This is a genomic window from Chitinophaga rhizosphaerae (assembly GCF_003958645.1).
In the GTDB taxonomy this organism is placed as follows: Bacteria; Bacteroidota; Bacteroidia; order Chitinophagales; family Chitinophagaceae; genus Chitinophaga; species Chitinophaga rhizosphaerae.
In genome coordinates this window covers 187,052-200,527 of the sequence record NZ_RXLO01000006.1, presented here as the reverse complement: position 1 = coordinate 200,527, position 13,476 = coordinate 187,052, and the positions used below count along the sequence as shown (strand labels likewise).

Here is a 13,476-nt window from a genome sequence, read left to right as displayed (position 1 = left end):
GTAAAACTCTCTGATTTTCTAGTCAGGGAGTTTTTACATACACGTTTTACAGGATGAATTAAACATAAACCGTATGCGCAGATTCAGGATTAATAATATTTGCTGGCTGGCAGGTTATATCGCCATCGGCTGCGCTGCCTGCGGCGGTCCGGAAAAAGACCGCCCTGCGGCCCCGGTACTCTTCGATCTCCTCCCGGCTTCAGAAACCGGCGTCGCGTTCAATGATTCGCTTACGGAAGGGCTGAATACCAATGTACTGATGTATGAATACTTCTACAATGGAGGCGGCGTTGCCGTGGGAGATGTGGATAACGACGGGTTGCAGGATATCTATTTCACGGGGAATATGGTTGATAACCGCCTTTACCGCAACAACGGGCACATGCGGTTCGAAGATATTACGGGATCTGCGGGCGTAGCGGGGAGGCCCGGCCCCTGGAAAACCGGCGCCGTCATGGCCGACGTTAACGGCGATAACCGGCTCGATATTTATGTCTGCTACTCCGGGAAAGTCAACGGCATGAAAAGGATCCCCCAACTGTTCATCAACAAAGGCCCCGATCAAAGCGGCAAACCGGTATTCCGGGACGAAGCGGCGCTTTTCGGGCTGGCAGACTCCGTGTTCGGTACCCAGGCTTATTTTTTCGATTATGATAAAGACGGAGACCTGGATCTCCTGCAGGCCAATCACAACCCGCGGCGCCTCGATAACCTCGACGATGCCAGCATTGCCGCGATCCTCCGGCAACAGGATCCCGCATCCGGCACCCGCCTCCTCCGCAACGATAACGGCCGGTTCACCGATGCAACGGCCCGGTCCGGCATCGCCAGTTCGCCTCTCAGCTACAACCTGGGCGCCGGCATCGCAGACGTGAACGGCGACGGATGGCCGGATATATACCTTTCCAACGACTATCTCGTACCGGATTACCTGTACCTCAACAATGGTGACGGCACTTTCACGGACCAACTCGCATCCCGCATCGGACATACTTCGCAATTCTCCATGGGCAACGATATCGCCGACGTCAACAACGACGGCTGGCCGGATATCATCACCCTCGATATGCTGCCCGAAGACAACCTCCGCCAGAAACTCCTCTTCGCACCGGATAACTACGAAGAGTTCGACATGCTCGTACGCGCGGGATTCCATCGCCAGTATATGCGGAATATGCTCCAGCTCAATAACGGGAACGGCTCCTTCAGTGAAACGGGCCAACTGGCCGGGATTTCCAATACCGACTGGAGCTGGGCCCCGCTGCTGGCCGATTATGACAACGATGGCTGGAAAGACCTGTTCGTGACCAACGGCTACGTCCGCGACTACACCAACATGGATTTTCTCAAGTACATGACCGACTTTCTTCAACAAAAACGCAAACAGGTATATCGGGAAGATCTGTTCAAACTCGTGAAAGAAATCCCCGCGTCCAACGTGGTTAACTACATTTTCCGGAACAATGGCGATGCTACTTTTACCAATATGCAGCAGCAATGGGGCTGCAACGTTCCATCCAATAGCAACGGCGCGGCTTATGCCGACCTGGATAACGATGGCGATCTCGACCTGGTGGTCAACAACATCAACCAGCCTGCCTTTATTTACCGTAATAATGCTGAAAAACAGGCCAATGGCTGGTTGCAGGTAAAGCTGGAAGGGGCGGCCGGCAATACGCAAGGCGTCGGCACCAAGGTAGCGGTCTGCACCGGGGACCAATGGCAATACCTCGAACAGATGCCCGCAAGAGGATTTCAGTCTTCCGTTTCTCCCGTCCTTCATTTCGGACTGGGAAAGGCGACAGGCGCGGATAGCCTTTGGGTGCGCTGGCCGGATGGCAGGATGCAGTTTTTCGGCGCGGTGAAATCCGGGCAGATACTGGTACTAAAACAGTCGGCCGCCCGGGAAACCCCCGCCACGGCTGTTGCGGAGCCCCGGACGATCTTCCGGGAAGACGTTTCTCCGATCGCCTATGAAGCGGCACTAAACAACATCAATGATTTTAAACGGCAGCCCCTGCTCATCAATCCGCTGTCGTTCTTCGGCCCGTGCATGACGAAGGGCGACGTGAACGGCGATGGGCGCGAAGATATTTTCATCGGCGGCGGCGGCGGGAAAGCGGGGGCCCTGTTCCTGCAAAATCCGGATGGCAGTTTCCTGCGGCGACCGCAACCCGCCCTGGAGGCAGATAACCGCTACGAAGACGCCGGCGCCGTTTGCTTCGATGCAGATGGCAACGGCACGGCAGACCTGTACATTGCCAGCGGCGGGTACCATAATTTCCTGCCGGAAGACACATTGTTGCAGGATCGGTTGTACCTGAACGACGGCAAAGGGAATTTCAGGAAGGCGGCCGGCGCCCTGCCGGAAATGCTTGCCGCAACAGGTTGCGTGCAAACGGCAGATGTCAATGGCGATGGCTTTCCCGATATCTTCGCGGGCGGCCGGAACGTTCCCGGGCGATACCCGGAAATTCCCGAAAGCTTCCTGCTCGTTAACGACGGGAAAGGACATTTCTCCAACCAGACAGCCACGCTCGCCGCACCGTTGCAACGCGCCGGCATGGTAACCGATGCCGCGTTCACCGACCTCAATAACGACCATCGGCCCGATCTCGTGATCGTGGGGGAATGGATGCCGGTTTCCGTATACATTAACCAGAACGGCCGGTTGGAAGTCCGTACGGAACAATACTTCGGAAAGAAGTTCACCGGCTGGTGGAATCGCCTGTCGGTCGCGGATTACAATGGAGACGGCCGTCAGGACATCATCGTGGGTAATATGGGATTGAACTCCCAATGCCGCGCGGATGAAACCCATCCCGCGGAACTGTACAGCAAAGATTATGACGACAACGGTTCGGTAGACCCCGTATTCTGTTTTTACCTCCAGGGGAAATCCTGGCCGTTTATTACCCGGGACGAGCTGTTCGACCAATTGAGCATCATGCGTACGCGGTTCGGAACGTACAGGGCTTATGCGGAAGCAGGCTATAACGATATCTTCCGGCCGGAGGAAAGGACCGGCGCGGCAAAACTCACGGCTAACTACCTGGAAACGGTGTATTTCGAAAGCACCGCCAACGGCACTTTCGCGCAGAAGCGGCTGCCGTTGCAGGCCCAGTATTCGCCCGTGTTCACGATCACGGACCTCGATTTCGACCAGGACGGCGATCCCGATATTCTGCTCTGCGGAAATATTAACCAGGCCCGGTTGCGCCTGGGGAGCAGCGATGCCAGTTATGGAATGTTGTTGGAGAACGACGGGAAAGGCAATTTCACCTATGTGCCGCAGGCCAAATCCGGATTGCGGGTCCGTGGCGATGTCAGGAGCGTGCTCCGGCTGAACGACCGGCTGTTCTTCGGTATCAACCAGCAACCGGTAATATCCTGTAAAATAAATGGAAAATGATGAATTGGCGATATATATTAATGGCATGCTGCCTGCTGGCCGCCGGCTGTAAAGCCCGTCAGGAGCGGGTTGTGTTCGGTAGCGGCGAAATCGGGAGCGTGTTGTCGAAAATGACGGAGGTAATGGTGCATGATGTGACGAACCCGCCGCTGGCCGCCCGTTTTTTTGCTTATGCGAGCCTGGCCGGGTATGAGATAGTTTCCCGGCACGATTCGGCGGCAGGGACGATGAAAGGCGTACTGAACGGGTATCCGGACATAGCTTTCGCGCCTCCGGCAGGATACGATTACCAGCTGGCGGCCCTGCTGGCGATGACCCGTACGGCGGCGCGGATGCAACCCTCGGGCGGCGAGATCAGGGCGTTTGAAAAACAGCTGCTGGACTCGTTGCGGAATGCAGGTGTATCCCCGGAAATGATCGGTGCGTCGGGCGAATATGCAGACAGTGTTGTAGCCGCCATCCTCCGGTATGCGAAGGCAGACGGCTATAACAGGATCAGCAATTACCCGCGGTACGAACCCCGGCAGGCGGAAGGGCAGTGGTATCCTACGCCACCGGCTTACATGGCCGCGGTGGAGCCTTATTTTAACCGAGTGAGGCCCTTTACGCTAGACTCGGCGCAGCAATTCAAGTCTGAAGCTCCCATCCCGTTTTCGGCGGACCCGCATTCCGCTTTCTTTCAACTGATGGAATTGAATTATAAAGATTCGCTCACCGCGGAAACCGGGGCCATCGCCGAGTTCTGGGATTGCAACCCCTTCGCCGTGGAAAACCGCGGGCACCTGATGTCTGCCGTGAAAAAGATCTCTCCGGGTGCGCATTGGCTGGGCATTACCGCCATCGCCTGCAAGCAGGCCGGGAAAGGTTTCGACGAATCGATGAAAATATTTACCGGCGTTTCCGTTACGATGACCGACGCCTTCATCAGCTGCTGGGACGAAAAGTTCCGTAGCAACCGCATCAGGCCGGAAACCGCCATCCGCAAGTACATCGATCCCGGATGGCAACCCCTGTTGCAAACACCCCCGTTCCCGGAATATACCAGCGGCCATTCCGTAGTTTCCGCTGCCGTGGCAACGGTACTGACCGGTTATTTCGGCGAAGGCTTCGCTTACACGGATGATGTGGAAGTGCCCTACGGACTGCCGGCACGGAAGTATGCATCTTTCGCCCATGCCATGGACGAAGCGGCCATTTCCCGTTTCTATGGCGGTATCCACTTCATGGACGCCATCGAAAACGGCAAGCGGCAGGGAAGCCGTATCGGCATTTGGGCGATGGGGAAACTTAAGTAACCAGTGGCAAATCGTTCATTGATTGTAACCCATATTTTTGATTATCAAACAGAAACAGCTTATGACACGAAGCGCCAATGAATGGATTTTAGGGTCGCTGCTGACCGCAGGCATCGCCATGGCTTTGCCATCGAAGGCACAGGAGCGGATGTCGCTCGCAGGGAAATGGGCGGTGCAGTTGGATGCAGACAGCGCATTCTTCAACCGGAATATGCCTCCGCAGACTTTTCAACATTCCCTGCAATTGCCCGGGACCACCGACCAGGCGAAGCTGGGCCAGAAAACGACGGGCTCCGATTACGGCATTCTCACCCGGGCCTACAAGCATGTTGGCCCCGCCTGGTATCGCCGGGAGATTACCGTGCCTGCAGGTTGGGCCGGGAAGGAGGTGAGCCTGTTCCTGGAGCGGGTACTGTGGGAAAGCAGGGTGTTCATCGACGGAAAGGAAATCTCCCGCCAGTCGCCCCTCTACGTTCCCCACCGCCATTCCCTCGGGAAGCTGGCGCCAGGCACCCATACACTCGATATCTGCGTGAACAACGATCTCATCCATAACATCGGTGATAAAGGGCACGGATATACGGAATACACGCAAAGTATCTGGAACGGCATCGTAGGCCGGCTGGAGCTGCAGGCCACACCGGCTTTTTCCATTGAAAGGGCGAAATTTTACCCGGATGCGGATAAAATGGAAATGCGGGTGGAAGTATGGGTGAAAAGCGATGTTGCCACGAATGTGGAAGCATCGGTTGTGGTGAACGATCCGAAAACGGGGAAAGTGGTGAAGAATACATCCAGCAAAATCCACATTCCTGCCGGCGATACCCTGTTGGCGTTTTCGCCCTTGGGGTGGGACCATGTCCGGCTATGGGACGAGTTCGATCCTAACCTGTACGACGTGAAAGTTGAACTGAGACAAGGAAAAAATACCTGTACGTGGAATGATAAAATCGGCTTCCGGAAGGTGTCTACCTCCCGGAATAAAATTCTCGTGAACGGCAGGGCGACGTTCGTCCGCGGGAACCTCGACTGCGTGCATTTCCCGCTCACCGGCTATCCTTCCTGCGACGTGAAGGAATGGGAGCGGATATTCAAAAAGTACCAGGAATTCGGGCTGAACACCGTCCGCTTCCATTCCTGGACGCCGCCGCGCGCGGCTTTCGAAGCGGCAGACAAACTGGGGATTTACATCCAGACCGAAATCATCTGGCTGGATTGGTGGATGGCCGGCGAACAGAAAGACCGGCCGGAGATGAACACGAAAAACTACCCGCAGGGGTTAGGGAAGAACCCCGGCGCCGACGCTTTCGTACAGGCGGAAATGAAGCGCGTGATCGACGAATACGGCAATCATCCTTCGTTTCTCTTTTTCTGCATCGGCAACGAACTGGGCAATTCCGATTTCGACGTGATGCAAAAATGGATAGAGAAAGCCAAAGCCGGCGATCCGCGTCGGCTTTATTCCGTGTCTACGGCGCGGAAGATCATGCCGGTGGATGATTATATGGTGACGCACAACATCCCCAACGTAGGCGGTACCTACGGATACAGTATGAACAAAACCGACGCGGGGCTGGAAGCGAACTACAGCCGGGCGAACATTCCCATTATCGCGCATGAGGTAGGTCAGGCGCCCGTACATCCGCTGTGGAGCGAGACCGGTAAATACACCGGTGTGCTGAAAGCCCGCAACCTAGAGGGTTTCCGGGATATGGCGCAGAAAAACGGCGTGGCTTCGCAGGATAAGGATTTTCACAGCTCCACAGGCCAATTGCAGCAATTGCTCTATAAAAACCTCATCGAAAACATACAGCTGGCGCCCTCCAGCGCCGGGTTCCAGCTCCTGAGCCTGCAGGATTACCAGGGCCAGGGCGAGGCGCTCGTAGGGTGGCTGGATTGTTTCTGGGACGATAAAGGCACTACTTCCGCCAGGGATTTCCGCGGATACAGCAATGCCGTAGTGCCGCTGGTCCGCACGCCCACGTTCACCTACACCCACGCCGATACGCTGCGCATGGGGATGGAAGTGGCGAACTATTTCAAAACTGATGTGAATGGGCCGCTGCTTTGGGAAATCACCGATGCCGCCGGGAAAAAGCTGCATGGCGGAAAAGCCCGCCAGGCGGTATTTCCACAAGGAGCGCTCACGAAAGCCGACAGCCTCAACCTGCCATTGACGGACTTCCCCGACCTGGCAGGCCGGTACACTTTCAGGTTGTATTTCGCGGACAACCGTTACAGCAACAGCTGGCAGTTCTTCGTGTTCCCGCCGGCGGGAAAACTTGCTGTCAATACCGGCGGGATTTATATAAGCGAGGTCTGGAACGGTTCGGTAGACAGTGTGCTGGCGAAGGGAGGGAAGGTGTTGTTGCTGGCAGACAAGCTCGGCAGCAAGCGCACTTCGGCGCCGGTGAGCTTTGCACCGCTTTTCTGGAGCGCCAGTTTCTTCCCGGGGCAGAGCAACGAAACGCTGGGCTCGCGCATCGATACCAGCAGCGAAGCGTTCCGCCATTTCCCGACCAGCGATTTTACCAACTGGCAATGGTTCAGGATCACGCCCGGTGCGAGGTATTTCAAGCTGAGTGATATGCCGGCGGCATATACACCCATCGCGCAGCCCGTTTCCGATTTCCATTTCAACGAAAAACTGGGCAGTATTTTCGAAACGCGCATCGGCGCCGGGAAGTTGCTGGTATGCGGATACAACCTCCGTCAACCTGCGAACGCTTACGCCAACCAGTTGTACTACAGCCTCGTGCAATACATGAACAGCGCGGCTTTCCGCCCAAAAATGGCATTACCGGAATCGCGGTTGAAAGAAATCCTGGCCCAAACCGAAGTAGCGGCACCCACTTCGCCGCTGCCCAACGCGTTCAACGGCGCGGCATTGTTCATCAGCGCGGGGCGGAATGCTTCCGCTTCCAAAGACTGGGCTGTGGAAGATGATGCCGTGATGGCCAACAAAGGCTACAAATACAGCGCCAGCGGTCTGCGGACCATCCGCCGCGACAGCGTCAGCGCCTGGGCTGGGAGGGATTTTTCCATCCAGCTCCAACCGCCCGCCGGTGTAAAAGGGTATGTATACCTGCATTTCCTGAGCACCCGCAATGGCAAAGCCTCCGGCCTCGTCACCATCGAAGGCAGGGAGCTGAAAACCGGCGACATCCCGGCAACCGGAAAATGGATCAAGGTTTTCATGATGCGGGAAGACACCAACGATGGTAAGGTAACCATTCAGTTCGCCGCAGACAATAACGGCGGGCTGGTCGTGGATCAGCTCGTGGTGATGGAAGAAGAATAGGCATGCTACTCTCTATTGTTTAAAAAGGGTTTGGTGAATGCAATTTCATCAAACCTTTTTTTAGCCATCTTTTGTACGAGTTATCTTTTTTTGTTTAGTAATATTAAAATGCAGGTTGTGCCTGGCTGGCTGGTGCGATACATTCGCGGTGAAGGTGCTGAAAATGTTAGGGCCGCTGCAAATTGAACGCTTGTTTGGTTGATGGATTTCGTTGCAGTAAAGTCCGTAAGATAGTCCATCTCACTGCACGATTGTCTATTGTTTAGGCTTGCTAAATAGGTAATTTCACACTACAGTTTTTTCAACCAAATACAAATACGTTATGACGATCCGCTACTCGCCGTTCAGGGGTGGGAGGGCCTCCCTATTCCCGCAACCGACGGTCCGTTGGCAGCATCTACTGTTATGCTGCTTTTTAGTATGTATGTCCTGGATACCTGGTTATGCACAACAATCCAACGCTAAAAAAATCACCGTCACGGGTACGGTCAAAGACAGTACGGGCATGCTCCTTCCCGGTATCAGCATCGGGGTGATGGGCAGCCAGGGCGTGGGTACATCTACAGACATGAACGGTAAATTCGTGCTCGATGTAGCCGCCGGTGGCGCGCTGCAGGTGTCTGCCATCGGGTATGTTCCCCAAACCATCCAGGTGAATGGCCGCGCGGTGATAGACATTGTGCTGGAGATCGCCACCAGCAAGTTGCAGGATGTGGTGGTAACGGCTTTCGGGCGAAAGCAGCGCCGCGAGGCAACCGTGGGTTCGGTCACCTCCATCAACCCCCAGCAACTGAAAATCCCTTCCAGCAACCTCACCACCGCGCTGGCCGGTCAGCTGGCGGGCATCGTGGCGTACCAGCGCAGCGGGCAGCCGGGAGCGGACAACGCCAATTTCTTCATCCGCGGGGTTACGACTTTCGGATATAAAAACGATCCGCTCATCCTGGTAGACAACGTGGAGCTGACGGCCACCGACCTCGCGCGTTTGCAGGTAGACGATATCGCCAGTTTTTCCATCCTCAAGGATGCAAGCGCCACGGCGTTGTATGGCGCACGCGGCGCCAACGGCGTCATCCTCGTTACCACCAAGGAAGGAAAGGAAGGAAAGGCCATGATCAATTTCAGGCTGGAGAACAAAATCTCGCAACCCACGAAGGAAATCAGCCTCGCCGATCCCTTCACCTACATGCGCCTCTACAACGAAGCCAACTACAATTCCGGTATCCTGGAACCGCGCTACAACGAAAAGGAAATCCGCATGCGGCAGGATCCCAACCGCAATCCGTATGTGTACCCGGTGGTGGACTGGATGAAGGAAATCACCCGCCGCAGCACCTTCAACCAATCCGGGAACTTCAGCGTGAGCGGAGGCGGAAAGGTGGCACGGTACTACATCTCCGGCGCCGCGAACCGCGACAACGGGACGCTGAAAGTGGACAAGATGAACAGCTTTAACAGTAATGCAAAGTTGAACAACTACCAGCTCCGCTCCAATGTGAACGTGAATATCACGAAAACCACGGAAGCGGTGGTGCGCCTGTCCGGTAACTTCGACGAATACACGGGGCCCATCGCACCGGCGGGCTCCATCGCAACGGATATGTATTACCAGGTGCTGCATACGAGCCCGGTGGATTTTCCGGCCTACTACGCCCCGGATTCCGCCAACCAGACCACCCGCCACATCCTCTTTGGCGGTACGCCGGAATACGGGTTCACGAATCCTTACGCCAGCATCATGAAAGGCTATCAGAATTTTTCGCAGTCGCGCATGTCTGCCCAGTTCGAACTGACGCAGAAACTGCCGTTCGTGACGGAGGGGCTTACGTTCCGGGGGCTCATTTCCACCAACCGGTTTTCCTTCTTCGACGTGGTGCGGCAGTACAAGCCATTCTACTACTATGTGGACCCGGTGACGGGGTACGACAAGCTGACCGATAAATACAACCTTACCTGGCTGAACCCCGATCCCGGTGCGGCAACGGAATATATCGACTACGTGGCTACGCCCGGCAACCGGAAGATCTCCTCTTTCCTGTACATGCAGGGCGTGCTGGATTACGACCGCCAGTTCGGGGCGAGCAACGTGAGCGGATCGCTGGTAGCTACGCGGCAGCAGACGCTCAATGCGCAGGCTACCGATCTGCAGTCGTCGTTGCCATTCCGCAACATCGGGCTGGCAGGGCGCGCCACATATGCCTACAAGAGCCGGTATTTCGCGGAGTTCAACTTCGGGTACAATGGCTCGGAGCGTTTTGCGGAGAAGAACCGGTTCGGGTTCTTCCCGACGTTCGGTGTGTCGTGGGTACCGTCTAACGAGGAATTCTGGCGGAACGGCGGGATCGCCGATTTCGTGCAGCGGATGAAGATCCGTGCCAGTTACGGGCTGGTGGGGAACGATGCGATCGCCGGCACAAGGTTCTACTATCTGTCCAACCTGAACCTCAACGGCGGCAATAGGTCGGTTTTCGGGATCAACAATAACTATATCCGTAATGGCGTGCGCATCCTCAGTTACGAAAACAACGACGTAACCTGGGAAGTGGCCCGCACTACCAATATCGCCGTGGAGCTGGAAATGTTCCGCGGGTTCAACATCACGGCGGAAATCTACCGGCAGCAACGGGATAAAATCCTCCAGGCCCGCAGCGCCATCCCTACCAGCATGGGCCTCGAAGCCACGGTGAGCGCCAACCTGGGCAAGGCCGAAGCACGCGGGCTCGACCTGCAGGCGGATTACAAACGGAATTTCGCGGGGGAAAAAGGATGGGTGCAGGCCCGGGGGAATTTCACCTTCGCGCAGAATGAATACGTAGCATATGAAGAGCCCCTGTGGGACGAGCCCTGGCGCCGCGCCGTGGGCAAAAAGCTCAACCAGGCAAAAGGGTTCATCGCGGAAAGATTGTTCGTGGACGATAAGGAAGTGGCCGCTTCGCCGGTGCAGAACTTCAACGGCGTGCCCACCCGTGGCGGCGATATCAAGTACCGCGACCTCAATGGCGACGGCGTCATCACCGAGCGCGACGAAACCTATATCGGTTACCCCACCACGCCCGAGATCGTATATGGCTTCGGCTTGTCGGCCGGGTACAAGGCCTTCGATATTTCCGTGTTCTTCCAGGGGGTAGACAGGGTGTCTTTCTTCATCGACCCCAACGCCACCGCGCCTTTCGTGGGCAATACGCAACTGCTCAAAGCGTATGCGGACGATCACTGGTCGGAAGAAAATCAGGACCTCATGGCCACCTGGCCCCGCCTCACGGCGAATGCCAATCCCAACAACACTTTCCGGCCCAGCACCTGGTTCATGCGGAACGGCGCGTTTTTACGGTTGAAGTCGGTGGAAGTGGGGTACACTTTACCCAAGCGCATCGCAAAAAGAGCGTTCATGGAGAATTGCCGGATTTACGCCAGCGGGCTGAACCTCCTGACCTGGAGCGCTTTCAAAATGTGGGACCCCGAGCTGGCGGGTTCGGGCATGAACTATCCCGTGCAGCGGGTTTTCAACCTGGCCCTCAACGTTAATTTTTAACTAACAACACCGCAATGCATGAAAAGATTCGTGATACTGACCTTGCTGGCCGCAACGGCGGCGGGTTTCAATGCCTGTAAAGAATACCTGAACGTGGTGCCCGACAACGCCGCCACGATCGATTACGCCTTCCGCAACCGGCTGGAAGCGGAAAATTATCTCTTCACCTGTTACAATACCCTGCAGCAACTGGGCAATGTGGTCCAGCATCCGGCATTCACCACATCGGGGGAAATTGCCCTGCCGCTGAACACCCCGCGCCGGGAATTCCTCAACGATATCGGGTTCACCATCATCACCGGCGGACAAAACATTACCGAACCGATCCTGAACTATTGGGACGGCGCCAACAGCGGCCGGTCGATGTTCATCGCCATTCGCCAGTGCAACATCATGCTGGATAATATCCACAAACCGATCGATCTTTCCGAAACCGAGCGCAACCGGTGGACGGGCGAAGTGAAGTTCCTGAAAGCCTACTATCATTACTGGCTCCTCCGGATGTACGGGCCTATTCCCCTCATCCGCAAAAACGCGGAGATCGACGCTACCACCGAAGAAGTACGCGTGCGCCGCGAACATGTGGATACCGCGTTCAATTACATCGTGTCGCTGCTGGACGAAGCCATTCCCAACCTGCCGGAAAAGATCGCGGTGGAAGGGAGCGAGATGGGCCGCATCACCAAAAACATCGCGCGGGCGGTGAAGGCGGAAGTGCGGGTCACGCAGGCGAGCCCGCTGTACAACGGCAACCCGGATTATGCCCGGGTGAAGAATAAAGACGGCCAGCCCCTGTTTTCCACCGCTGCCGATCCGAAGAAATGGGAAATCGCCGCCACGGCCTGCCGCGAAGCCATCACGGCCGCGGAAGCCGCCAATTACCGGCTGTACAGCTTCGTGCCGCCGGGGAACCTCGGCACCGTGAGCGAACAGACGAAGCGCGTGCTCGCCATACAGGGCGCCGTTACGTTCAAATGGAACGAAGAAATGATCTGGGCGCTGAACATTCCGTTCTCCTACCAGCAATATGCCGCGGCCCGGCTGCCGGCTACCGCGCAGGACAACTACCAGCTCATCTCCCGGCTCCCCTCCAACATCAACACCGCCGAACTTTTCTATACCGATAACGGCGTGCCAATCGATGAAGACCGGAACTGGGACTATGCCCGCCGCTTCAATCCCACCAGCGGGAATGCAGACAATAAATTCTACATCCGCGAAGGGTATACCACCGCCGGTTTGAACCTGTACCGCGAGCCCCGCTACTATGCCAACCTCGGCTTCGACGGCGGCATCTGGTTCGGGAACGGCGTACTGACGGATGCGAGCGCTTTGCACGTGGAAGCAAAACTCGGGCAGACCGCCGGTGTGATGGACGGGTTCCGGTATAACGCCACGGGTTACTGGCCCAAGAAGCTCGTGCATTACAAATCCGTGTACGACAAGGGGGTAAGCATCACCGAAGATTATCCCTGGCCCATGTTCCGCCTGGCGGCATTGTACCTGCTGTACGCCGAGGCGCTGAACGAAGCTGCAGGCCCGTCGGAAGAAGCGTACGATTACATCAACCGCGTGCGGGTACGCGCCGGACTGAAAACCGTACAGGAATCCTGGTCGCAATATTCCCGTTTCCCCAACAAATTCACCACGCAGGCGGGGCTTCGCGCCATCATCCAGCAGGAACGGCGGATCGAATTGTGTTTCGAAGGCCAGGCGGGATGGGACCTCCGCCGCTGGAAAACCCTCGCCAACGTCATGTCCAAGCCCATCCGCGGTTGGGATATCAACAAGGAAACGGCATCGGGGTACTACCGGCCGCAATCCATCATCACGCCCGTATTCCAGACGAAGGATTACTTCTGGCCCCTGCGCGACAGGAGCCTGTCCGTCAACCCCAACCTCGTTCAAAACGCTTACTGGTGATCTTCAATAAAAC

General features: G+C 56.3%; 5 protein-coding genes. All 5 read left to right on the top strand.

Annotation, left to right across the window (positions count from 1 at the left end; translation table 11 throughout):
- Positions 1–73: 73 nt before the first annotated feature.
- On the top strand, positions 74–3,412 hold the full coding sequence (locus EJ361_RS15935) for a VCBS repeat-containing protein (protein WP_126246636.1): 3,339 nt from the start codon (positions 74–76) through the stop codon (positions 3,410–3,412).
- Positions 3,409–4,707: a vanadium-dependent haloperoxidase gene (locus tag EJ361_RS15930; RefSeq protein WP_240646645.1), complete on the top strand. Its 1,299-nt coding sequence runs from the start codon at positions 3,409–3,411 to the stop codon at positions 4,705–4,707. The genes EJ361_RS15935 and EJ361_RS15930 overlap by 4 nt, the downstream gene beginning before the upstream one ends.
- A 61-nt stretch (positions 4,708–4,768) precedes the next feature.
- Entirely contained in the window at positions 4,769–8,008 is a 3,240-nt protein-coding gene (locus tag EJ361_RS15925; protein ID WP_126246635.1) for a glycoside hydrolase family 2 TIM barrel-domain containing protein, read from the top strand.
- Positions 8,009–8,432: 424 nt separating this feature from the next.
- Positions 8,433–11,540, top strand: a complete 3,108-nt coding sequence (locus EJ361_RS15920; RefSeq protein ID WP_126246634.1) for a SusC/RagA family TonB-linked outer membrane protein — start codon at positions 8,433–8,435, stop codon at positions 11,538–11,540.
- 18 nt (positions 11,541–11,558) lie between these two features.
- Complete coding sequence (locus EJ361_RS15915; RefSeq protein ID WP_126246633.1) at positions 11,559–13,463, top strand: RagB/SusD family nutrient uptake outer membrane protein; 1,905 nt, start codon at positions 11,559–11,561, stop codon at positions 13,461–13,463.
- Positions 13,464–13,476: the final 13 nt, after the last annotated feature.